The organism is Ruegeria sp. BHSB172 (assembly GCF_059613165.1).
On sequence record NZ_JBXWRZ010000010.1, the window covers coordinates 72,214 to 93,706 of the forward strand.

The following is a 21,493-nucleotide window of genomic DNA, read 5'->3' on the forward strand; positions in this document are numbered from 1 at the left end:
CTCGGCCGCCCAGCGAAACATTTTTGGAGAAAGAGATGCATCGTTTGCTGACTATGAGCTTTCTGACGCTGTTTGTTCCGCTCGCCGCGCCCGCTACGGCTGAGCAGATCGCTTGGGAGGATCTGATCGATCCGTCGGCGCAAACCTATGAGGATCCTTTTGAGGATTTAAACTATCAACAGATCGAATCCTTGCGGACGATCGTCCGAAACAGAGAGCTGCTGAACGACGCCAATCTCAGCGAGGCTCAGATGGCCGACGGTGCCGCAAAAATCAATGCGGCACTTGAGGAACTGTCTGAAGACGGGATTGATGCAGATTGGCTGATCGACCAACGCTGGATCGTTGCCGACCGGCGCAAGAAAGCAGCAACAGCGGCTAATCCGAAGCTTGATGGACAAATCGTTACATTGGCGGGTTACGCTATCCCAGCGCCTGTCGAAGCGGAAGGGACCACTGTTGTCTACCTCGTTCCCATACGCGGCATGTGCAGCCATACCCCACCGCCAAACGCCAATCAGATGATCCGGGCGCGAGTAGTTGACGACTGGAGCCCCAGCACTATGCACGAACCGGTGCGGCTGACAGGCAAACTGTCAATTGAAGAAACAAACTATACTTTCCGCATCGTAGACGGCAATGTGCCAATGAGCTCCAGCTATGTTTTGGAGGTCTCGCAGACTGAAACGATGCGAGACCTGATGGCCAGCACGCCAACAACAAATGATTGGGCGGCATCGATTGCTGGTCGCATCTTAGCAGCGGGTCATCGCAAGACCGGCGGGGCAAAGGCGTCGGAATGATAAGACTTCTCGTTGTCGCATTGAGTGTTGCGGTTGCTGGCGCCGCCTCGGCGCAAGGACTGTCCGGGCCTTCTTCGGTCGAAGCTGATCTGGAGCCCGGAGATGGGCTGACCGACCCACAATATCGTTCCGATTTTCCGCGCAATATCGCGCCGGGCTGGTTTCAGTGGAAAGACCGGCTTGCTGAGGGTGGGTTCCGGTTCAACTTGGATTACCTGGCATTGGGCCAAACCACGAACGCTGATTTGGGAACTGGTGAAGCCGCAAGTGGAATCGCTCGTTTCTACGGCAGTTGGCAGGCAATTGAACGGGGTTCTCTGACATTCAAGATCGAAGACCGGCACAGCTATACCGATGTTGCCCCACAGTTTCTTGGGCTGGATGGCGGAGCGCTTTCGATCACAGGGACAGCCTTCAACGATAATGGTTTGTTGTTGACCAACCTGTTCTGGACACAAAGGGCCGAGAACGGTTCGTGGACGCTGCAAGTCGGGCAGATTGATGTAACCGACTTTGTGGATATTTACGGGTTGGTAAGCCCCTATAGTGGTTTCCAAAACCTGTCCTTCAACACCAACCCGACGATAAACACGCCCAACCAAGGCATTGGCATTGCCGGTGGGATAAAGCTGAGCGATAACCTGTACGCCGTCGCGAGCGTCTCAGACGCAAATGCCGACCCGTCTGATCCAAACTTTGATGTGTTCAGCGATGGAAATTTATTCAAATCACTCGAAATCGGCTACACTTCTGGCTTTGATCGCATCTACTTCGACAATATCCATCTGACACTCTGGCATGCGGATGCGGCGGATGATGGTAGCCGTCCAGAGGATTACGGCGCCGCGTTTTCCGCCGCATGGTTTGTTGACAATAAGTGGATGCCATTCTTTCGGGCTGGGGCTTCAAAAGGTACGGCAGCACTCTATGATCGGTCCATTTCTGCCGGTGTCGGCTATTACGGTCGCAATACCGATTTGGCAGGGCTGGGTCTGAACTGGGCTGAGGCAAGAGGCATAGACGGCGATCAGTTCACGCTTGAAGCATTCTATCGCTTTTCAATCTCACCCGGACTGCAGATCACACCGTCGATACAATTCATATCCAACCCGCTTCTGAACCCTGATCAGGATAACATTACATTGTTCGGTCTAAGAACCCGGATCGTTTTCTGATGCGGGCCGAAAGCAGTAACTGAAATCAAAGCAGTTATGGGAGTATTGTTAGGTGAATGTTCTCGGTGGACTGATGGAGGCAGGATGGGCGACTGAACAAGTATTCAAATCTTTCTTTGGCCCAGGATTATTAATGTAATTTTCAATACCTTAAGCTAAATTCGCCTCTGCGATATTCAGAAGTTATACACAAAATGATGCATTTTATCATAACCTATTGAAATTAAGTCTGGAAACTTGATTGAAAGTCCTCGTGTCGGTGGTTCGATTCCGCCCCCGGGTACCATTTCAAGCCTATGAAATAAGACAGAAATCTGCCACTTTGAGCGCTGCGCTTCAGTGCTGGTATTGGTCGAACCGCGACTCGGGGCAACAAATCCACGTGGTGCATCTCGGGGCAAAGCACGGGCAGACCTGTCTCGCCGAGACCTGGACCTGCCGTGCAATACCCGGTGCCACCAGAATCGCCTCCTAAAGGTCGCGATGCACTGCCGGGTTTATTCCTCGATCTCGGTCGCGCGGAACACGGACGGGAGCGCCGCCTCGGCCTTCTCGGAAACGGCTCGCGGCATGTCGCTCTGATGGCCGTGCTTCTGGCAGTCTGGATAGCCAGTGGCGGCTAGAGGCCCATCGATCGACCCGGCTGTCTGACGTCAGCATTCACCGGACCAGGAACGGTGTGAACTCCATCCTCAGTTATCCCAAACATAGCGGTGGACCACTTCAGTGGAGGATCACCATGTGGAGCGCATGACACTGGTTAAACCCCGTCAAGGAAGCAAGGTTGGGTCGCATCCGAAATATCCGTTCTGTCGGCAAAGGTCAGCCAGTTCAGCGGCAACCTCTTCGGCTTCGCCGCCTTGACCGTCTTCCTGCAAAACCCGAATCTCGGCACTCAACAGCCAGGCGACGAATGCTTCCATCTGCATTTCCCGTGCAAGGCCGAGGCTTTTGGTCAGGACAAGTCGCGCATTCGCGAAGTCTCTGTTTCGGGCCAGCACACGGGCGAGCGGCGCTGCTGCAAAGCAACTCAAAACATCGATCCCGGCCTCAATGGAAATCTTTAGTGCCGTGCGCAATGCCTCTGCCGCACGCGCGTCGTTTTCTGCTTTCCAGCAATTGATCCCGCGCGCGATCAGGGCGAAGCTGCGGTCATACACCTTGCCTGTCTCGCCCGCGATTTCCAGCGCTTCGTGGATGTCGTCTTCGGCCTTGTCGAATTGGCCCATCATGCTCAGGGCGTTTGCCCGCGTTGCGAGTCCCAGCACTGAAATCGATCCGGTCGTTCCGGTTTCGACGGTGCGGAACTCATTCTTGAAAAGACCGGCATGATGGTCGATCGCCGCTTTCGCGCTTTCGTAATCCCCGTGGAACCAGGCGGCCTGCGCCAAGGCAAAGGCCGCGTTGGCCTGCAGCCGGGCATCGCCCAGTTCGGTCGCGCTGTCCAGAGCGCGTTGCGAAATTCGGCGCGCGTCACGAATATCGAACAGGATCGTCGTCATGATCCCCTGATCGATCTGCGACGTGATCTTCGAGACCCTGTCCCCCGCGTCATCGCACAATTTCTCTGCCTCGTGCGAGATCTCGAGAATGCGGCGGAAATTACCGCTGGCCACCAGCGAGACGCGCAGGCCCCGGCGAACCCGCAATTCAAGCTCGTACACGTTCTGAGACCCGGTCTCGGCCTTCAGCCTGCCGACGCAACGCAGCGCGTTGTCGAAATACGAAACCGCCGCCTCGAACGAGAACAGTCGGCTGGCAAGCTCGCCGCAGCGCAGATAGGCTTCGGTTGCTTCCTGCCACAGCTCACCCTGATCGGCATGGCGGGCGATGGCCTGGGCGAATTCCAGATCATCGGTGTCTGCACCGGCGTGCAGGGCCTCAAAGATGGCCCGGTGCAGGCGCGATCGGCGCAGTCGCGGAATGCTGCGATAGCTGACTTTCTGCACCAGCGCGTGACTGAACCGGATCTGCTGGTTTTCCGCAGGGCCGTAGGTTTCCAGAAAACCGCCTTCGATCAGGGCCGTCAGCCGAGGCCGGGCTTCAAAGCCCAGTCGTTGAAGTGTCTCGGTCAGCGTACTCCATGTCCAGCGCAGACCGCCGACCGCGGCAACCTGCAGCGCCTTTTTGTTCTCACTGTCCAGCGTGTCGATCCTGGACGCGATGAGAGGCTGGACGCGGGCCGGTACTTCCAGATCGGCAAGGTTGCGGTGCAGGCTTTCGTTGCCTTGTGTCCGGTCCAGACGGTTTCGCAGATGGTGGGCGAATTCCTCGACGAACAACGGGGTGCGACCGCTCATGGTGTCGACGAAGTCGCGCAAGCGGCCGTCGTCGCCTCGTGGCCCCAACAGGCGCGAAATCAATTCCCGGCAGTCGTCCTCGCCGAGCGGGGGGACCGGAAGCAGCTGCAGCCTGCCTTTCTGATCGCTTGTGAAGGGCGTCGCGTTGCGCGAAGTGAGCACCACGAGAACCCGCAGGAAGGAGATGCTTGAAAGCAACTCCTGAACCACGTCCAATGTGCCCTGGTCCGCCCAGTGAAGATCCTCGAACAACAGAAGAAGCGGCTTCTCTTTCCGGGTCGACAGGATCATCCTAGACAGGATGTCGTTCAGCTTGCGGCGCCGGCGCGACGGGTCGCCGGCGGCCTGTTCGACTTCGGTCCGGGCGCGGCGAAAGATCGAAAACAGGGCCTGTCTGGTGTGTTTGTCCAGGAATCTGGTGTTGCCGATCCCCTTTGAAAGCTTCGCTTCCAACTCGGTGTCGGATTGGCAGTCGGACAGTTTCATGCGGGCGTTCAAGGCGCGGATGATTGGCAGATAGGCGGCCGTCTGATCCAGCGAGAAGCAATTGAACTCCCATAGGTCGAACGCCTCGGGCGCGATGTTTTCCACAAGTTCGTGGGTCAGGCGCGACTTTCCGACCCCCGCCGCGCCAAGCAGCAGGACCGAGTTGCCTTCACCCTGACAGGCCCTGGACCAGGCTTCGCGCAGCCGGGCCATTTCGGCCTCGCGCCCGACCAGGGGCGAGCGGTCGCGACGCGCCAGCGATGCCCACCGGGACCGTTGTTCGTTTCGGGCCTTGATCTCGAACAGTTTCAGCGTCTTGTTGCGTCCGTCGATCTGCAATTCGCCGGCGGGTACATGGTCGAACAGGGTTCCGACGCTTTGGATGACCGTTTCCGAGACCGTCACCACGTTCTTGCGGGCTGCGGCCTCGATTTTGCTCGAGATGTTCATGACCGGCCCGAGAAAGGCCTGCTCGTGTCCCTGGGTGTGCTGCAGATCGCTGACCAGCAGTTCGCCGGCGTGGATTCCGATGCGGACGTCGGGGCTCTGATCTCCCTTCCCGGCGATCTGGCGGATGATCTCCTGCGCGCTGGCAATCGCCTTTGCGGCGTGGTCCTCGTCGGCCTGGGGCGAGCCGAAAACCGCCAGCGCGCCGTCCCCTGTGAACAGCGTGGTCGCGCCGTGCTTTTCGCAGATGGTCATGATCTGTTCGATCACCGGCCCCAGATGGCTGACCGCATCTTCGGGGTCCAGATCGCCGATGATCATGGTCGAACGCACGATGTCAGCAAAAAGAACCGAACACATTCGGCGCTCGGTCGGCTCGATCTGTACTCGACTCCGCATTCTCGAAGGCTCCCCCGGTCGGACGTGAGTATGTCTGGTCCGCCCGGATTAATCCAGCCCGATCCGTACGGCCGACCTTACATCAGCGGCGCAGTCGCCTCTGGGATCGGAGGAGGGCGCATGGTGCTTAATCATTGAATTTTCTCCAATAACACTATACGAGTTGCCCATGGTTTTAAGAAATTGGGGACAGAAATGACCGATCACCATACTCGCGGACTGACTTTGGAAGACGTCCAGACCATCATCGGGCGTGGGGTGCTGGACGAGGCGTTTCGCAACGCGTTCATCAAGAACCCCGAAGAGGTCGTGGACCGTCTTGGTATCACGCTGGATCAGGACGATCACGCGCGCAAGCTTCTGGGCGCCATCAGTTCGGTCTTTGCCGGAGAATCGGATCTGAAGACCGCGATGCAGGACATCAAGGCGGCCTACGAACAGACATCCGACGGTGTGCTTCGCCCCCGCTGCGCGTAATCCCGCATGAGCGAGACGCCGCCGGGTCGTGTGACGTCGCAACCTGCGGCGCTTCATCGTCTGTGCCTGGTGTCGATGCCGTTTTCGTCGCTGCAGCATCCCGCGCTGGGGATATCGCTGCTGGCGACCATGGCCAGGGACGCCGGGGTCGCGACCACGGAAAAATACTTCAGCTTCGACTTTGCCGAAACCATCGGCCTTGACGACTATTTCCTGCTGTCGGACGGCAAGGTCTATCAGGCCCTCTTGGGAGAGTGGTTGTTCAGTGATCTGGTCTATCCGCGCCCCGAGCCGGATGCGATGGCCTATCTGCTGGATGTCCTGGGCAACCATGTCGAGGGGGTCGAGTGGCTGACCCATGTGCAAAGCGCGTTGGCAGCCAGAAAACTGACGCGGGATTTTGTGGAGCGGTGCGCCGACGAGGTGATGGCATGCGCTCCGACCGTGGTCGGGATCACATCGTCGTTCCAGCAGGTGATGGCGTCGGTCGCGCTTGTGCGAGCCCTCAGAAAACGATCCGACGACCTGGTGATCGTCATGGGGGGTGCCAATTGCGAGGGGTCGCTGGGCAAGGCGCTTTTGCGGGCACACCCCGAACTGGATGCCGTGTGCCAGGGCGAAGGCGAGCAAGCCTTTGCTGAATTTCTCAACGAGGTGCGAACCCGGCGCGACCTGCCCGCCGTTCGCGGGATGTTGACGCGCTCGGACCTGCGGTATGACCGCCCTGGGCAGCCGCCACGTCTGACGGCAAATCTCGATGCCTTGCCGATCCCGGATTTCAGCGCGTTCTTCGATCGGTTCGAACAGACACCGGGATTGTCCGACATCCTGACGCCTTCGGCCACGATCGAGACGTCACGCGGGTGCTGGTGGGGCGCCAAGCACCATTGCACGTTCTGCGGCCTGAACGGTCAGACGATGGCGTATCGCAGCAAGTCCCCGGACCGGGCGCTTGCCGAGTTCCGCCACCTGGCCGACCTGTATGGGCCTGACATCGTGGTCGTCGACAACATTCTGGACCATCGCTATCTCAAGACGTTGATCCCGCGGCTTGCGCGCGACGAACGCCCGTTTCTGATGCATTACGAGGTGAAGTCGAACCTGTCCCCGTCAGTGATAGCAGCCTTGGCCGATGCCGGCATACGCAAGGTTCAGCCGGGGATCGAGACCTTTGATACGGCCAGCCTGATGCACATGAAAAAGGGCGTTTCCGGGATTCAGAACATCCAGACGCTCAAGCTGTGCGCCGAGGCGGGCGTGTTCGTCGAATGGTGCTTTCTGTACGGCTTTCCCTGCGAGACCGCTGAGACGTTCCACAACCTGTCCCGTCTGATCCCATTGCTTGCGCACCTGCAGCCGCCGGGTTCGGTCGGGCCGGTGCGGGCGGATCGTTTCAGCCCCTATTTCGAACGCCCCGAAGCCTTTGGCATCAAGGTCGCGCCGGCAAAGCCCTATGCGCATGTCTATGCGGTTCCGGCCGAAGATTTGTGGGATCACGCCTATCATTTCGACATTCTCGAGGACGGTTCAGCCCCGGCAGATCGGCGCGCGCAGCCGGTGCTGCACAGCCTGAAGGATTGGCAGGCCAGCGCGGCGGCGCTTTATTTCGATGGCGATCGTGTCGTGGATTCCCGTCGTCCCGAACGCCCGGTCACCCATACCCTGTCCGAGGTCGAACGATCCATTCTGGACCTGTGCCCGACAATCATGGGGGTCGATCTGTTGCACAAGCGGTTGATGGGCAGGTACGACGCCAAAGCCGTCGAGAAGGCCCTTGAACGGTTACAGCGCGCCGGGCTGATCCATGCCGAGGGCAGTTCGGTATTGTGTCTGGTTCTCAGAACGCCGGGCTTTTCGCGTGCGCCGGACTGGGCAGATATTCGCGCAACGCCCCAACACGCCTTCGCCGCACAACGACCGCAGGAATTCGCGCCCGAGAGCCGCTCGGCACCAGCGCCCGGTCCGACGGTCCCGCAGCACGGCTGAGGCAGGGTTGCCCGACGAATGCCCGCCCCCGCAGCGCATCTGCCGCAGGGGCGGTGCTCCGGTCAGTTTCCGTTCAACAGGGTCAGGACGGCTTGGGCGGCCCCCACGGATGAGGCCGGGTTCTGGCCCGTGACAAGGCGCCCGTCGCTCACCGTCAACGGGGCCCAATCGTCGGCTTTTTCGTAATGCCCGCCATTGGCCTTCAACATGTCCTCGAGCAGGAAGGGTACGATGTCGGTCAGTCCCACGGCCGCCTCTTCGGAATTCGAGAACCCGGTGACGCGGCGTCCCGAGACCAGCGGCTTTCCGTCTTGGGCGGTGGTGTGCCTGAAGACCGCAGGCGCGTGGCAGACGGCGCCGACCGGGCGATCCGTCGCGACGAAGGTTTCGATCAGGCGCTTGCTGTCCGCGTCTTCGGCCAAGTCCCACAGCGGGCCGTGGCCGCCCGGATAGAAGATTGCGTCAAAGCCTTCGGCGTCGATTTCCGACAGGCGCCGGGTCGATGCCAGCTGGGCCTGCGCGTCCGTGTCTGCCGCAAAACGCCGGGTGGCATCGGTCTGCGCGGCGTCTTCGTCGCTGGCCGGGTCGATGGGCGGTTGCCCGCCCTTGGGCGAGGCCAACACGATCTCGGCCCCGGCATCCTTGAACACGTAATAGGGGGCCGCGAACTCTTCCAGCCAAAAGCCGGTCTTGCGGCCCGTGTCGCCGAGTTGGTCATGAGACGTCAGAACCATGAGGATCTTCATTGCTTTTCCTTTCGTTTGGCTTGTCTGAAGCTGTCAGTCTTGCGCAACGCGGATCACGCGTTTGCCGAAATTCTCGCCCCGCAGCAGGCCGATCAGCGCCTTGGGGGCGTTTTCCAGCCCGTCGATCATTTCCTCGCGGTACTTGACGCGGCCGGAATTGACCCAGTCACCCATCTGAGCCGCGAAGTCGGGGTAGAGGTGGCCGAAATCCTCGAAGATGATGAACCCCTGCACCGTGATCCGCTTGCGCAGGACCTGACCCAGAAACCAGTTCATCCGGTCCGGCCCTTCGGGCAGCGCGGTGGCGTTGTATTGCGATACCAGCCCGCACACAGGGATGCGGCTTTTGGGGTTGAGGTTTGGGATCACCGCGTCCAGCACCTTGCCGCCGACATTCTCGAAATAGATGTCGATGCCGTCCGGAACGGCCTGGCCGAGCTGCTCGGCGAAATCAGGGGCCTTGTGGTCGATGCAGGCGTCGAAACCCAGCTCGTCCACCGCATGGGCGCATTTCTCGGAGCCACCGGCCACACCAACGACGCGGCAGCCCAGAATCTTGCCGATCTGGCCGACCGTGGCCCCGACCGGCCCGGTCGCCGCGGCGACCACGATGGTCTCACCGGGTTTCGGCGCGCCGATCTGCGTCAGGCCGGCCCAGGCCGTAAAGCCCGGCATGCCGAGCACCCCAAGCGCCCAGGACGGATGCGAGGGCGCCTGGCCGAGGTTCAGCACGCCCTCGCCGTCCGACAGAGCATAGTCCTGCCAGCCATTGAAGCTGAGCACCCAGTCACCTTCGGAAAACCCGTCGATCTTCGAGGAGACCACGCGCGCCACGGTGCCGCCCACCATGACCCCGCCGATCTCGACCGGCGGTGCATAGGAGGGGGCGTCGCTCATGCGTCCGCGCATATAGGGGTCCAGCGACAGGTAAACCGTGCGCAGCAGCATCTGCCCCTCGGCCGGTTCGGGGATATCCGTTTCGACCATGCGCAGCGTATTGGTGTCGGGTTCGCCCTTGGGGCGCTCGGCCAGAACGATCTGGCGGTTTCTGGTGTCAGACATGTCGTGTCGGTCCTGTGGATTGCGTTGAGTGCGTGATCACGCGTTGGTATCGACATGCAGGCGCACGTCGATATTTCCGCGTGTGGCGCGGGAATATGGGCAGACCTGATGCGTCGCCTCGACCAGCTTGCGGGCGCCTTCATCGGACAGCCCGGGCAGATGCGCGGTGATGTCGAGGTCCAGCCCATAGCCACCATCCGACCGCTGCCCCAAACTGACCGCCACCGTGGTGCTGGCGCCGGTTGCATCCAGCCCCAGCGATTTCGCCATCAAATCCATGGCGCTGTCGAAACAGGCGGCATAGCCAAGGGCAAAAAGCTGTTCGGGGTTGTGGCCGTCGGCCTGAGAACCCGGACGCACCATCGGAATCGACAACGAGCCGTCATCCAGCGCGGTCACCCCCGACCGGCCACCGGTGGCCGTTGCGGATGTTTTGTAGAGAATTTTCATGGGCAGGCTCCTGTTTTCGGCTTTCTAATAGACCGGTCGTCTAGTATATGGTCAAAATTTTTTACATGGGGCGTATCGCGGATGCGGTTGATTTCATGGCCGATTCCAGCGGCTCGACCGATCCGGAGAGGCCAGCGACCAGGCTGGCGCCGAGCCACTGGTGATAGATCGCGCGCGCAGTCAGTGCCGGGTCCTCGAGCCGGGCCACCGAACCTTCGGCGATGCCGTCGCGCAGGGTCTGGGTCAGGGCCTCGACGATGCCGTCCACGGCGTTTTGCAGAACACCGCTCATGCTGTCTGACAGGTCCGAAACCTCGGCCGCAAGCTTGACGACCAGGCAGCGCTCTTCGGGGTTTTGCCCGGTCTGTTTGCGGATCCAGCCCTGGAAATAGGCAAGGAATCGATCATGCGCGTTCAGCGAGGGGTTGTTCAGCGTGTCCGCCAGCCCTTGTCGGTAATCGTCGGCAAAACTTTCTAGAAGCGCGCAGCCATAATCCTCTTTCGAGGCGAAGTAATGGTAGAATGAGCCCTTGGGAACTCCGGCCTCTTTCAGCAGGTCGCTCAGGCCGACGCCGACAAACCCACGCTCGGCGGTCAGCCGGCGGCCCACGGCCAGAATCTGTTTCCGGGTATCCTTGCGTTGCGTGCTCATGGGTCACGAGATGGCAGTTAATAGACCGGTCGTCTAGTGGGTTGACGGATGAAAATCCAGATGACGTAACGTCGGGTCATCGCCCACGAAGAAAGTGCACGGATTTCGAAGCCTTACAGTTCCTTCCGCGCCCGCAGCGCTGCGGTGATCGTCCCGTCATCCAGATAATCCAACTCGCCCCCGATCGGCACGCCCTGCGCCAGCGAGGTCAGGCGGACCTGTCCTTCCAGCTGATCTGCGATGTAGTGGGCCGTGGTCTGCCCGTCGACGGTGGCGTTCAGGGCCAGGATCACTTCGGTGATGTTTTCGGCAGTCACTCGGTCAAGCAGGCGGGGGATGCGCAGGTCATCCGGGCCGACGCCGTCCAGTGCCGAGAGCGTTCCGCCCAGCACATGGTAGCGGCCTTTGAATACCCCTGCGCGTTCCATCGCCCACAGGTCGGCCACGTCTTCGACCACGCACAGCTCTCCGGTGGCGCGGTCTTCGGAATTGCAGATGTCGCAGATGTCGGTGGTGCCCACGTTGCCGCAGTTCAGGCATTCGCGCGCGGTGGCGGCGACCTGCTGCATGGCGTCCGACAACGGCGTCAGCAGCAGGGCGCGTTTGCGGATCAGGTGCAGCACCGCCCGCCGGGCCGAGCGCGGCCCCAGCCCCGGCAGCTTGGCCATCAGGTCGATCAGGGCGTCGATGTCACTGTTCGAACTCATGGCCTTTCCTGCGTGGCTTTGGCGGCGGGGGTTTGAGGGGCGAAGATTAGAACGGCAGCTTGATGTCCGCCGGCAGACCCATGCTTTCGGTCAGCTTGGTCATTTCTTCCTGCGACCGCTCGGCCGCCTTGGTCTGCGCATCCTTGATGGCGGCCAGGATCAGGTCCTCGACCACTTCTTTGTCGTCGCTGTTGAAGATCGACGGGTCGATGTCCAGACCTTTCAGCTCGCCCTTGGCCGAGGCCGTGGCCTTGACCAAGCCCGCGCCGGATTCGCCGACGACCATGATGGTGTTCAGATCTTCCTGCATCTGCGCCATCTTGGTCTGCAGTTCCTGCGCGGATTTCATCATCTTGGCCATGTCGCCCAGACCGCCGAGTCCTTTGAGCATCTGTATGTCTCCTGTCATTCGAATTGCGGCCTAAATACGGGCCGTCTGCGTCCTTCACAAGGGCAGCGCGCCTTCTGCGCGGGTGATTAGTCTTCCTCGAATGGATCCCATTCGTCCTCGACCTCGGGCAGGGCTTCGGTTTCGACCTTGGCCGCGCGGTCCTGAGGGGTTTCGATCCGGGTGATGCGGGCCTTGGGGAACTGTGTCAGAACCGCCTGAACCAAAGGGTGTTCTTCGGCCTTGGCCTTCAGCGCCAGCTCGGCCGCGTCGCGCAGTTCGGCGATTGTGGGGGCGTCCCCGTCCGAGACGATCGAGACCGCCCAGCGATTGCCGGTCCAGCGCTGCAGCGCGGACCCGAGCCGCGCGGCCAGGTCGGTGGGGGCCTTTTCGGTGGGCGTGAATTCGATCCGTCCCGGCTGGTACGAGACGAGGCGGACGCCGTTTTCGACCTCGACCAGCAGTTTTACGTCGCGGTTGGCGCGGATCAGTTCGACCACATGCTCGAAAGTTGGATAACGCGCCAGCGCGGTCTGCACATCCTGGGCCAACGCCGCCGTCGGCGCGCCGCCCACGCCACGCGGGGCTGGCGCATGGGCCGAGGCCGTCGCGGTCACGGGCGGGACGCTGTTTCCGGCGACCGGAACGCCGCCCCCCGGCCCGCCGACGGGCGGCGGAGGGCTGTCCTGAAGGCGCTTGATCAACTCTTCCGGGCTGGGCAGATCGGCCACATGGGTCAGACGGATCACCGCCATTTCCGCGGCCATCATGGCGTTGGGGGCGGCCGAGACTTCCTCGAGCGCCTTCAGCAGCATCTGCCACATCCGGGTCAGCACCCGCATCGGCAACGCCTCGGCCATCTGCTGTCCGCGGGTGCGCTCATCGGGTGAGACGGTCGGATCTTCTGCCGCGTCAGGGGTGATCTTCACCACCGAGACCCAATGGGTGATTTCGGCCAGATCGCGCAGCACTGCCAGCGGGTCGGCGCCCTCGGCATATTGCGCACCCAGTTCGGTCAGGGCCCCGGCCGCATCGCCACGCAGGATCATGTCCATCAGGTCAAGAACGCGGCCCCGGTCGGCCAGCCCCAGCATCGCGCGCACCTGGTCGGCGGTGGTTTCGCCGGCGCCATGGCTGATCGCCTGATCCAGCAGCGAGGTCGCATCCCGGGCCGAGCCTTCGGCGGCGCGGGTGATCAAGGCCAGCGCGTCATCCGAGATTTCCGCGCCCTCGGCGGTGGCGATCTTGCGCAGCAGGCCGATCATCACCTCGGGCTCGATCCGACGCAGGTCGAACCGTTGGCAGCGCGACAGCACGGTGACCGGAACCTTGCGGATCTCGGTCGTGGCAAAGATGAACTTCACATGCTCGGGTGGCTCTTCCAGCGTTTTCAGCAGCGCGTTGAAGGCGCTGGTCGACAGCATGTGGACTTCGTCGATGATATAGATCTTGTACCGCGCGCTGGCGGCGCGATAGCGCACGCTGTCGATGATCTCGCGGATGTCGTTCACGCCGGTGCGGCTGGCGGCGTCCATTTCCAGCACGTCCACATGGCGACCTTCCATGATGGCCACGCAATGCTCGCACTGGCCGCAGGGTTCGGTCGTTGGTCCGCCATTGCCGTCGGGGCCGATACAGTTCATGCCCTTGGCGATGATCCGGGCCGTGGTTGTCTTGCCGGTGCCACGGATGCCGGTCATGATGAAGGCCTGCGCGATCCGGTCCGCCTCGAACGCGTTTTTCAGCGTGCGCACCATGGCATCCTGACCGACCAGGTCGGCAAAGGTTTCCGGGCGGTATTTTCGGGCGAGAACCTGATAGGCGGGGCTGGACTGTGTGGTCATGTCTGCTCTGACGGATTCGTACTGACGATGCAGGGTAGAGTTCCCGGTGCCCCGCGTCCACAGCGCCGGTGCAGGTTTTTCGCTTTGGCGGTGGCGCTGGTTGGGCCATACTGGACCAATAGTTTTCAGTGATGCGTTTCCCGAGGGGTGGTTTCGATGTCCAATCTGGTTGTTCATGCCCTGCAGGTCGGGGGCGGTTCGCTTGCCCTGACCTCGATACCCGGCGGAGGCGGCGACTACCGCGGCGACCTGGACCTGATCGGGGGCTGGGCGCCGGGTCTTGTGATCTCGATGACGACCCTGGCCGAGATGGTCGCCGTGGGGGCGGGAGATTTCGGATCGGACATCCAAGGGCGTGCTAGCCGCTGGGCGCATATGCCGGTCGCCGATTTTTCGGCGCCGGGGGATGAATTTGACGGCCAGTGGCCGCCAGTCAGCGCCGCCGCCCGCCATGCGCTGAGCGGCGGCGGGCGAGTTCTGGTGCATTGCCGGGGGGGCTGTGGACGATCCGGCATGGCCGTTCTGCGCCTGATGATCGAATGTGGCGAAGCCCCGGAACCGGCGCTCAAACGCCTGCGGGCCGTTCGCCCCTGCGCCGTGGAAACCGAGGCGCAGTTGCTTTGGGCCGTGGCGCCGGCTCGGGTTGCTACCCCGGACTGACCGTCAGATGACTGCCGGCAAGGCGTGTTCCGCCGGGGTGGTGGGATCCAGCGCGACCGCCTGCAGCATCGCGCAGGGTGACGTGTCCAGCCCCTGCGCGGGGCAGGCATCGGCCTGATCATTGAACATCAGGTCGGCATAGGCGTCCAGGCTTTGCGTATCTGCCCCTGCGCGTGCGCCGCAATACACCCGGATCAGGTCGGCGCGAGCGTCAAAGCGGGCCATGCAGCCCGGCGTGCAATGGGTCAGTTCGCTGCTGCCTTCCACCCGGAAATCGGGCGAGGTTGCCGCGTCGGCCGCCGCGACCGCCTGCGCGACCGACCGGGCCAGATGCGCCAGCGCTGGGCAGGTCCTGCCCGTGCGTTGGCAGACGGTTGCGGAAAATTCGTGCGTGTTGGTCTTCCAGATCATGATGCGCCCTCCGCGCGCTGGGCGGGGCGGACCGGGGCGGACAGCCGATTTCACGGCCAGACCCTGCCCGGACACCCCGTCCGAGTTTCGGTTTCACGTTTGATGGCAGGTCTCCTGACTTGCGGGTCGTTGCTTTGCCGACCTTCCCAACCTTGCGGTCAGTGGTATCTCGGCATCGCTCTCCGCCTACAGTTGCGGGGGCAGTCCCGGCATTGGCCCGTTCCGATTGTCCCGGGGGGCCGCACCGTGTTCCCTTTTCATCCCGGCTGAAGGCGCGGGAACCATCACCCAATCGCTAGCGGTCAGGGTCGGGCCGAGTCAAGCCGCATTCATTCGCGCGGCTGGAACCGGTCCCACGGGACATGCTCGGGCAACCGGCGCAGCACATTCGAATCCCGACGCGCGCGCGCCAGTTGCCAACCGCCCTGCATCATGATGAACAGGGTGTCGGCCGCCATGTCAGGATGCGCGACGCCGAACCGTTCCGCGTGGCCGCGCACCTCGTCGATCCAGCTTTCGTAAAGCCGGTCGGCATGGTCGCGGAAGGCCCGGTTGTCGGGGCTTTCGAACAGGGTGGCGGCGATCGGGCAGGTCTCCCATTGCGGCGAGGTGTCGAACATTTTCGCGATCTTGTGGCAAAGGGTGGTGACTCCTGCGCGGAAATCCTGCGCGTCGTTGAACGCCGCCGCGATCATGTCGCGCATCCCGTCCGAAGCCCAGCTGGCCGCAGCGAGGGCAAGATCCTGCTTTCCCTTTGGAAAATGGTGGTACAGCGAGCCTTTGGGCGCCCGGGCCTCGGTCAGGATCTCGGTCAGGCCGACACCGTTGTAGCCCGAGCGCTGGAACAGCCGGGCGGCGGTCTGGGTCAGGCGATCGCGGGTGTTTTGCGGACGTCGGGTCATCTTGCACGCATCTTGACAGGGCTGGACCGATCGGTCCAGATGAAATTATTAGACCAATCGGTCCAGAGCGCTTGGAGGCATGGATGTTGGATTCGCAGCAGACCGTGAAAGTCGAGGATTTCGAGTTTTCAACGAGCGAGGTAAACCTTTCGGCGCGGCTCTATGCACCGATGGCCATGCCGGAAATCGCGGTCGTACTGAACGGGGCAACCGGCGTGCCGCGGGACTACTACCAGCATTTCGCGCGGTGGCTGGCCGCTGAACGGGGCATGGCCTGCCTGACCTATGACTATCGCGATTTCGGGACATCTCTGAAACGGCGCCTGAAAGACTCGGATGCCACGATGGCCGATTGGGCGCTGAAGGACATGCCGGCGGCGCAGGCCGAGATGCGGCGGCGCTATCCCGATGCCAAGCTTTGGGTCATCGGTCATTCGGTTGGCGGGATGCTGGGGCCGCTTCAGCCCGGGATCGACCGGATCGAGCGGATGATCTGCGTGTGTTCGGGGCTGGTGACCCTGGCCGATCATCCCTGGCCCTACAAAGGGTTGGCGAGCCTGTTCTGGTATGGTCATGTGCCGCCTCTGGTGCGTCTGCTGGGCTATCTGCCGGGGCGGATGCTTGGGTTCGGGTCCGACCTGCCATCCGGGGTCTATTGGCAGTGGCGGAAGTGGTGTACGTCACCCGACAGCTATCTGCCGGAACTGGGCGACACGCTTCCGCCGGCCGATTGGGGCCGAATGACGACCCCGGTGGACGTCATCGCCCTGGAGGATGATCAGACGGTTCCGCCGCCGGCGGTCTGGCGGCTGGCCGAGCTGTACGGGCCTGCGGCGCGGCGCCATCTATTGGCCCCGGCCGCCTTCGGCCTGCGCGAGGTCGGCCATATCGGCGCCTTCGCTCGGCGCAGCCGCGCAATCTGGCCGCGGCTGGTTGCCTGACGACCAGTCCGGCGGTCCTGCATCAGGGAATGATCGGAAAACAGTGTGCCGTGACGGCATCAAGTGAGAGGTTGGACAGCGACCCAAGCGGGGCTCGTTGTGGCTGCTTCCTTCCGGACCTGACCAGGTTGGCGAGGCGCTTGCCCGCGCCAACCTCTCGACCGCCGATATAGGCATCACGCAGGCGCTTGGCAACCCGTCACGGCCACAGCCGAATCCGGAGAAAGCCCTGGTCGTCCAACCCAAGCGGCTCGGGGCTGAAAGCGGCCAGTTCATCCAGGTATTTCTCGGCGCCCGGTCCGGTGCGCAGCACGGCCGCACGCCCGTGGAAACCGGTCAGGGAAAAGCTGGCCGGAGCATCTTCGAGCGGATCGCGTTCCAGCGCTCCGGACAGGTAATCCCGGACGATCGCGCGGATATTCATGCGCGGCATCTGGATCGCCGGATTTTGCCGCAGGATCGGGAAATTGCCACCGCCATTGGCCCGATAGTTGTTGACGGCCACGACAAAAGCCTGTTCCGCCGTGACCGGGGTGCCGTGATGGCAAAGGTTTCGTATCCGCCCATTCTCGTTACCGGTCCGGTGTCCGCCAAGGTCGAAACTCGGCGGGCATGACGGATCGATTTCGTAGGTCACCCCGTGCAGGACGTCAAAATTGTGCCCGGTCGCCTGCGGGTCTATCAGGTCTGCTTCTCGGGCGCCGTCGATTTGCCGGTAGACTGCTGCCGACATTTCCAGCCAATCCCGCAACTGTGCACCGGAAACGACGACCGCCCGCAACTCATTGGGAAACACATGCAGATCCGACACGTGGCGCAGGAACACGTCGCCCCGCGGAACATCGGTGAAATGGCGTGGCCCGGCCCGACCCCCGAATTTGGACGGTGCTACGCTCGACAGCAGCGGAAGGTTTTCCAACTTCGACTCTTTCAGAACCGGCCGCAGCGCTGCGGCTTGGGCGGCGGCGACCAAGGTCAGGCCGCGATCCAGCCCGCAGAAAGTGAAATAGCTGTGCATGGCCTGCTCTGTCCGCCCGACCGGCGATGCCGCACGGCGGCGTGTCCGTGCGTGTCCGGTTTGAAACACTTGCATCATCTCGGGGTCTTCGGGCACAGGCCCCGCATCCGGCTGCGCAGGCTGAACAGAGCGGAGTCGGCCGGATTTCGCGACGATTTTCCACCTTGTCGCATCTCGCTCCAGCGTCAGGTCGATCACGCCCAGATGCGTTCCGGCGGTTCCGGGCATGACCACGGGCTTGCCGTGGATCAGACCGTTTTGCAGGTCCATGCTGGCCACCGGGTCCGGGACGTCTGCGGGAAACAGCATGTGCGTGTGCCCGGCCACGATGGCATCCACGCCGGCCAGAGCCGCCAGCTGGATCACCACGTTTTCGGACATGGGGGCAGGTTCGGCGTCACCAAGGCCGGAATGGGCAAGGGCAATCACCAGGTCACAGCCGCGGTCGCGCAGTTCGGCAATGCAGGTCTGGGCGGTGGAAATCGAATCGGCGACCTCGACCTGCCCGTCCAGATGGTGCGCTTCCCACCGGGCCGTCTGCGGCGGCAGGATCGAAAAAACGCCGACGCGCAGCGGAACCTCTTGGCCGCCAACCCGCATCCGACGTGTTAGTACGACCCAGGGCTGCCAGGCCTGCGCCCGTCCAATGCGCCGGAGATTGCCGCACAGCACCGGAAACGGCGCGTGTTCGACGATGGCTTCCAGAACGCGCAGCCCGAAGCTGAAATCGTGGTTGCCAAGCGCGATTGCGTCATAGCCCAGTTTCTCGAAAGCCGACAACAGCGGATGCTGAGGGCCGGGCTGGTCGGCGGCCCAATCACCCAGCAACGTGCCTTGTAGCGCGTCGCCGTTGTCAAACAGCAGCACTTCGGCGCCCGACTGCCGGGCCTCTTGCCGGGCGGCGCGGATCAGGCTGGCCGTGCGGGTCAGCCCGATGGCTTGGTCCGGCTGGTCGGCGTAATAGTCGAAGCTGGTCAGATTCATGTGCAGGTCCGTCGTCGCCAGGATGCGAAGGACGGATTGGATCGCTTGGCCATGCGCTTGGTGCGCCAAGGTTTTTGTTTTCAACTGCTCTGCTTTTGTGCGTTGTTTTAAATGCATGTTCGCCGAAAGGTAGAATATCCGTTTATTTGTCGGGCATCCATGTGTCTTTTTTGCAGGCGGTGCCGAACGGCGGCCTTGGCTTGGGCATTGCGCTGGGCCGACAGTCGTGGCAGCCCTTGAGCCAATCGCAGGAGCATGGACATGAAACGGGCAGAGCAGGTTACATTCGGCGGATCGGGGCTGAACCGTGCCGCTCATATTCGTGCCAACGGCGAAGAACTGGAGGCGGCCCGCAGGGACCCGATGTCGCGCTGCCTGTTGCTGTGGCGGGGCAAGATCTTGGTGCAGGGCGGCGATCTGGATCAGCTGGCTTGGGTGCCGATGACCCACGCTCTGGTGCAGAGCGGCCCCGGGGGTGCCGTCGAACAGCCCGTTTTCATGGGGAAGTCCGACGCGGGCGCGCCCTTGTTTGCCGCCGACATATCCGATTGGCCGGCCGACGGGCTGGACTTGTCTGGAGTCGGGGCCTTTGTCGATCGCTCCGAGCAGCAGCATCCGAACCTGCCCACCGGTCATGTCTTTGCCGAGCTGCGTCGCATCATGACCCGTCTGTCGCCCCGCGATGCCGAAATCGCCGCGACGGCGAAGGCGGTGATCGGCTGGCACGAAACCCATCGGTTTTGCGCCCGGTGCGGAACCCGCAGCGCCCCGGCACAGGGCGGCTGGCAGCGGGCCTGCCCCGAATGCGGCGCCCAGCACTTCCCGCGCACTGATCCGGTGGTCATCATGCTGGTCACCTTTGGCGACGCAGTGCTGATGGGGCGCTCGCCCGGCTGGCCCGAGGGGATGTATTCACTGTTGGCCGGATTCGTCGAACCGGGCGAAACGCTCGAGGCCGCCGTGCGACGCGAGGTCATGGAAGAAGCCGGCGTGCCGGTCGGTGCGGTCAGCTATCTGGCCAGCCAGCCCTGGCCGTTTCCAGCTTCGCTGATGTTTGGATGCGCGGCGCAGGCCCTGTCGCAGCGGCTGACGATCGATCCGGTCGAGATCGAAGACGCGATCTGGGTGTCGCGCGCAGACATGATGCAGGCATTTGCCGGGGAACACCCGCGGTTGATGCCGGCGCGAAAAGGCGCGATCGCGCATTTTCTTCTGCGCAACTGGCTTGCGGATACCCTGGACTAGCGAGACACTGGCAAAAATACCGAACGATCAAGGCGTACATGCAGTTTTCGGCACAGGAAGACATTCAGGTCCCCATCTCGGACGTTTTCGAGATGGTCGCGGATTTCGGGCGTTTCGAACGCATGGCCCTGCGGCGCGGGATCGAGGTGCGGCGGACCTTCGATACGCCTTCCCCCGGGGTCGGCGCCTGTTGGGATGCCGAATTCAAGGTGCGCGGTCGAACGCGCCGCATGTCGGTCGAACTGGCCGAGTTCGAACGCCCGTCGCTGATGCGGTTCGTGGCCGCGGGTAAGGGCATGACCAGCCTGACCACGGTCGAGTTGCTGCCGCTGTCGCAGCGGCACACGCGGTTGTACATCGAAATGTCGCTGGCCGCCCAGACTTTGCCCGCACGGCTGTTGCTGCAATCGTTCAAGCTGGGAAAAACTCGGTTTCGCCGCCAGTTCCAGTTGCGGCTGGGTGATTTTGCCCGCGAAATGGAAACCCGGTACGCGCACGGGGGCTGACGGCGCCCGGCAGCAAGTCGCTAGCCCCGAGGCCGCGCGGCGGGATAGACCCCCAGTATTTCGACATTCGTGGTGAAATGCTGCAACTCGTCCATCGCCAACTGCACGTTGCGGTCGTCGGGATGGCCGACGATGTCGGCATAGAATTGCGTCGCCGTGAAGGAACCGTCGACCATGTAGCTTTCCAGCTTGGTCATGTTGATGCCGTTCGTCGCGAACCCGCCAAGCGCCTTGTACAGCGCCGCCGGGATGTTGCGGACCTGGAAGACGAAGCTGGTGATCATGCCATGCGCACCCCGGCGCGTCTCGTCCACTTCGCGCGACATGACAAGGAACCGGGTGGTGTTGTCGTCATTGTCCTCGATATGCCGGGCCAGAACGTTCAGCCCATAGATCTCGCCCGCCAGTTCGCTGGCAAGGGCTGCCGAGTGTTTGTCTCCGGCCTCGGCAACCTCGCGCGCGGCGCGGGCATTGTCGGGGCTGACCCGGCCCCGGATGCCGTGTTCCTGCAGAAAGCCCGCGCATTGCGGCAGCAGGACCAGGTGTGAATGCGCCTCGGTAATGTCTTCAAGCGTTGCGCCGGGGACCGCCAGAAGGTTGATGTGCACACGCACGAAGGCTTCGTCGATAATGTGCAGCCCGCTGTGCGGCAGCAGACGGTGGATGTCGGCGACGCGGCCATAGGTGGTGTTCTCGACCGGCAGCATCGCCAGATCGGCCTGGCCCGACCGGACCGATTCGATCACGTCCTCGAAGGTGCGGCAGGGCAGGGGCTCCATGTCGGGGCGGGCCATGCGGCAGGCTTCGTGGCTGTAGGCGCCGGGTTCGCCCTGAAATGCGATGCGATTGGTCATTTGGTCGATTCCGTGCAACAAGTTACAGAATTGGGCGTTTGGTCGCGGTG

20 protein-coding genes, 1 other RNA gene and 1 riboswitch are annotated in these 21,493 nt (G+C 62.4%); of the genes, 8 read left to right on the top strand and 13 right to left on the bottom strand.

Translation table 11 applies throughout. The annotated features are described in order from the left end of the window. Nucleotides 1-53 precede the first annotated feature (53 nt). Together AC2FM3_RS07825 and AC2FM3_RS07830 are read left to right on the top strand one after the other, a co-directional pair. Entirely contained in the window at nt 54-803 is a 750-nt protein-coding gene (locus AC2FM3_RS07825) for a DUF3299 domain-containing protein (RefSeq protein WP_496680430.1), read from the top strand. Next, nucleotides 800-1,978: a carbohydrate porin gene (locus AC2FM3_RS07830; RefSeq protein WP_496680431.1), complete on the top strand. Its 1,179-nt coding sequence runs from the start codon at nt 800-802 to the stop codon at nt 1,976-1,978. Before AC2FM3_RS07825 ends, AC2FM3_RS07830 begins: the two co-directional genes overlap by 4 nt. A gap of 770 nt (nt 1,979-2,748) precedes the next feature. On the opposite strand, the gene AC2FM3_RS07835 is transcribed toward AC2FM3_RS07830, so the two are convergent. Beyond that, nucleotides 2,749-5,610, bottom strand: a complete 2,862-nt coding sequence (locus AC2FM3_RS07835) for an ATP-binding protein (RefSeq protein ID WP_496680433.1) — start codon at nt 5,608-5,610, stop codon at nt 2,749-2,751. A gap of 195 nt (nt 5,611-5,805) precedes the next feature. Between AC2FM3_RS07835 and AC2FM3_RS07840 the strand changes: the two genes are divergently transcribed. After that, entirely contained in the window at nt 5,806-6,087 is a 282-nt protein-coding gene (locus AC2FM3_RS07840) for an Os1348 family NHLP clan protein (protein ID WP_149776248.1), read from the top strand. Between the two features lie 6 nt (nt 6,088-6,093). After that, nucleotides 6,094-8,073: a RiPP maturation radical SAM C-methyltransferase gene (locus tag AC2FM3_RS07845; protein WP_496680434.1), complete on the top strand. Its 1,980-nt coding sequence runs from the start codon at nt 6,094-6,096 to the stop codon at nt 8,071-8,073. A gap of 62 nt (nt 8,074-8,135) precedes the next feature. Here the strand turns inward: AC2FM3_RS07845 and AC2FM3_RS07850 are convergent, their stop codons facing one another. From AC2FM3_RS07850 to AC2FM3_RS07880, 7 genes are all read right to left on the bottom strand, one after another. Further along, the gene (locus tag AC2FM3_RS07850; RefSeq protein WP_496680435.1) at nt 8,136-8,819 is read right to left on the bottom strand and encodes a type 1 glutamine amidotransferase domain-containing protein; all 684 of its coding nucleotides are present in this window, start codon (nt 8,817-8,819) and stop codon (nt 8,136-8,138) included. 33 nt (nt 8,820-8,852) lie between these two features. Further along, nucleotides 8,853-9,881, bottom strand: a complete 1,029-nt coding sequence (gene curA, locus AC2FM3_RS07855; protein WP_496680437.1) for an NADPH-dependent curcumin/dihydrocurcumin reductase — start codon at nt 9,879-9,881, stop codon at nt 8,853-8,855. A 36-nt stretch (nt 9,882-9,917) separates the two neighbouring features. Next, entirely contained in the window at nt 9,918-10,331 is a 414-nt protein-coding gene (locus tag AC2FM3_RS07860) for an organic hydroperoxide resistance protein (protein WP_496680439.1), read from the bottom strand. A gap of 61 nt (nt 10,332-10,392) precedes the next feature. Next, nucleotides 10,393-10,983, bottom strand: coding sequence for a TetR/AcrR family transcriptional regulator (locus AC2FM3_RS07865; RefSeq protein ID WP_496680441.1), 591 nt, complete (start codon nt 10,981-10,983; stop codon nt 10,393-10,395). Between the two features lie 113 nt (nt 10,984-11,096). Further along, entirely contained in the window at nt 11,097-11,690 is a 594-nt protein-coding gene (recR, locus tag AC2FM3_RS07870) for a recombination mediator RecR (RefSeq protein ID WP_496680442.1), read from the bottom strand. A 46-nt stretch (nt 11,691-11,736) separates the two neighbouring features. Continuing rightward, on the bottom strand, nt 11,737-12,081 hold the full coding sequence (locus AC2FM3_RS07875) for a YbaB/EbfC family nucleoid-associated protein (protein WP_170360889.1): 345 nt from the start codon (nt 12,079-12,081) through the stop codon (nt 11,737-11,739). An 86-nt stretch (nt 12,082-12,167) separates the two neighbouring features. Next, the gene (locus tag AC2FM3_RS07880; RefSeq protein WP_496680443.1) at nt 12,168-13,922 is read right to left on the bottom strand and encodes a DNA polymerase III subunit gamma/tau; all 1,755 of its coding nucleotides are present in this window, start codon (nt 13,920-13,922) and stop codon (nt 12,168-12,170) included. 156 nt (nt 13,923-14,078) lie between these two features. On the opposite strand from AC2FM3_RS07880, the gene AC2FM3_RS07885 reads away from it, so the two are divergent. Beyond that, the gene (locus AC2FM3_RS07885) at nt 14,079-14,582 is read left to right on the top strand and encodes a protein-tyrosine phosphatase family protein (RefSeq protein ID WP_496680444.1); all 504 of its coding nucleotides are present in this window, start codon (nt 14,079-14,081) and stop codon (nt 14,580-14,582) included. 3 nt (nt 14,583-14,585) lie between these two features. Here AC2FM3_RS07885 and AC2FM3_RS07890 read toward each other — a convergent pair whose 3' ends face one another. Both AC2FM3_RS07890 and AC2FM3_RS07895 read right to left on the bottom strand, forming a co-directional pair. After that, a complete protein-coding gene (locus tag AC2FM3_RS07890) occupies nt 14,586-14,993 on the bottom strand; it encodes a hypothetical protein (RefSeq protein ID WP_496680446.1) in 408 nt (135 codons plus the stop codon). An 87-nt stretch (nt 14,994-15,080) separates the two neighbouring features. Continuing rightward, nucleotides 15,081-15,294, bottom strand: a riboswitch (cobalamin riboswitch). Between the two features lie 28 nt (nt 15,295-15,322). Next, nucleotides 15,323-15,895 (bottom strand): TetR/AcrR family transcriptional regulator, encoded by a 573-nt coding sequence (locus tag AC2FM3_RS07895; RefSeq protein WP_496680447.1) that lies wholly within the window; start codon nt 15,893-15,895, stop codon nt 15,323-15,325. An 83-nt stretch (nt 15,896-15,978) separates the two neighbouring features. Here AC2FM3_RS07895 and AC2FM3_RS07900 point away from each other — a divergent pair, with 83 nt between their 5' ends. Further along, nucleotides 15,979-16,836 (top strand): alpha/beta hydrolase family protein, encoded by an 858-nt coding sequence (locus tag AC2FM3_RS07900; RefSeq protein WP_496680448.1) that lies wholly within the window; start codon nt 15,979-15,981, stop codon nt 16,834-16,836. Between the two features lie 62 nt (nt 16,837-16,898). Here AC2FM3_RS07900 and ffs read toward each other — a convergent pair. Both ffs and AC2FM3_RS07910 read right to left on the bottom strand, forming a co-directional pair. Continuing rightward, an RNA gene (ffs, locus tag AC2FM3_RS07905) (signal recognition particle sRNA small type) lies at nt 16,899-16,995 on the bottom strand. A gap of 40 nt (nt 16,996-17,035) precedes the next feature. Continuing rightward, on the bottom strand, nt 17,036-18,955 hold the full coding sequence (locus AC2FM3_RS07910) for a bifunctional 2',3'-cyclic-nucleotide 2'-phosphodiesterase/3'-nucleotidase (protein WP_496680449.1): 1,920 nt from the start codon (nt 18,953-18,955) through the stop codon (nt 17,036-17,038). Between the two features lie 144 nt (nt 18,956-19,099). On the opposite strand from AC2FM3_RS07910, the gene nudC reads away from it, so the two are divergent. Together nudC and AC2FM3_RS07920 are read left to right on the top strand one after the other, a co-directional pair. After that, complete coding sequence (gene nudC / locus AC2FM3_RS07915; RefSeq protein WP_496680451.1) at nt 19,100-20,083, top strand: NAD(+) diphosphatase; 984 nt, start codon at nt 19,100-19,102, stop codon at nt 20,081-20,083. Nucleotides 20,084-20,121: 38 nt separating this feature from the next. After that, nucleotides 20,122-20,589, top strand: coding sequence for an SRPBCC family protein (locus tag AC2FM3_RS07920; protein WP_496680453.1), 468 nt, complete (start codon nt 20,122-20,124; stop codon nt 20,587-20,589). A gap of 20 nt (nt 20,590-20,609) precedes the next feature. On the opposite strand, the gene AC2FM3_RS07925 is transcribed toward AC2FM3_RS07920, so the two are convergent. Continuing rightward, nucleotides 20,610-21,443, bottom strand: coding sequence for a prephenate dehydratase (locus AC2FM3_RS07925; RefSeq protein ID WP_490360572.1), 834 nt, complete (start codon nt 21,441-21,443; stop codon nt 20,610-20,612). Between the last annotated feature and the right edge of the window lie 50 nt (nt 21,444-21,493).

Excerpts from the sequence above, each read along its gene's own strand:
- AC2FM3_RS07825 (WP_496680430.1), top strand. The coding sequence starts at position 54 with ATGAGCTTTCTGACGCTGTTTGTTCCGCTCGCCGCGCCCGCTACGGCT.
- AC2FM3_RS07830 (WP_496680431.1), top strand. The coding sequence starts at position 800 with ATGATAAGACTTCTCGTTGTCGCATTGAGTGTTGCGGTTGCTGGCGCC.
- AC2FM3_RS07835 (WP_496680433.1), bottom strand. The coding sequence starts at position 5,610 with ATGCGGAGTCGAGTACAGATCGAGCCGACCGAGCGCCGAATGTGTTCG.
- AC2FM3_RS07840 (WP_149776248.1), top strand. The coding sequence starts at position 5,806 with ATGACCGATCACCATACTCGCGGACTGACTTTGGAAGACGTCCAGACC.
- AC2FM3_RS07845 (WP_496680434.1), top strand. The coding sequence starts at position 6,094 with ATGAGCGAGACGCCGCCGGGTCGTGTGACGTCGCAACCTGCGGCGCTT.
- AC2FM3_RS07850 (WP_496680435.1), bottom strand. The coding sequence starts at position 8,819 with ATGAAGATCCTCATGGTTCTGACGTCTCATGACCAACTCGGCGACACG.
- curA (WP_496680437.1), bottom strand. The coding sequence starts at position 9,881 with ATGTCTGACACCAGAAACCGCCAGATCGTTCTGGCCGAGCGCCCCAAG.
- AC2FM3_RS07860 (WP_496680439.1), bottom strand. The coding sequence starts at position 10,331 with ATGAAAATTCTCTACAAAACATCCGCAACGGCCACCGGTGGCCGGTCG.
- AC2FM3_RS07865 (WP_496680441.1), bottom strand. The coding sequence starts at position 10,983 with ATGAGCACGCAACGCAAGGATACCCGGAAACAGATTCTGGCCGTGGGC.
- recR (WP_496680442.1), bottom strand. The coding sequence starts at position 11,690 with ATGAGTTCGAACAGTGACATCGACGCCCTGATCGACCTGATGGCCAAG.
- AC2FM3_RS07875 (WP_170360889.1), bottom strand. The coding sequence starts at position 12,081 with ATGCTCAAAGGACTCGGCGGTCTGGGCGACATGGCCAAGATGATGAAA.
- AC2FM3_RS07880 (WP_496680443.1), bottom strand. The coding sequence starts at position 13,922 with ATGACCACACAGTCCAGCCCCGCCTATCAGGTTCTCGCCCGAAAATAC.
- AC2FM3_RS07885 (WP_496680444.1), top strand. The coding sequence starts at position 14,079 with ATGTCCAATCTGGTTGTTCATGCCCTGCAGGTCGGGGGCGGTTCGCTT.
- AC2FM3_RS07890 (WP_496680446.1), bottom strand. The coding sequence starts at position 14,993 with ATGATCTGGAAGACCAACACGCACGAATTTTCCGCAACCGTCTGCCAA.
- AC2FM3_RS07895 (WP_496680447.1), bottom strand. The coding sequence starts at position 15,895 with ATGACCCGACGTCCGCAAAACACCCGCGATCGCCTGACCCAGACCGCC.
- AC2FM3_RS07900 (WP_496680448.1), top strand. The coding sequence starts at position 15,979 with ATGTTGGATTCGCAGCAGACCGTGAAAGTCGAGGATTTCGAGTTTTCA.
- AC2FM3_RS07910 (WP_496680449.1), bottom strand. The coding sequence starts at position 18,955 with ATGCATTTAAAACAACGCACAAAAGCAGAGCAGTTGAAAACAAAAACC.
- nudC (WP_496680451.1), top strand. The coding sequence starts at position 19,100 with ATGAAACGGGCAGAGCAGGTTACATTCGGCGGATCGGGGCTGAACCGT.
- AC2FM3_RS07920 (WP_496680453.1), top strand. The coding sequence starts at position 20,122 with ATGCAGTTTTCGGCACAGGAAGACATTCAGGTCCCCATCTCGGACGTT.
- AC2FM3_RS07925 (WP_490360572.1), bottom strand. The coding sequence starts at position 21,443 with ATGACCAATCGCATCGCATTTCAGGGCGAACCCGGCGCCTACAGCCAC.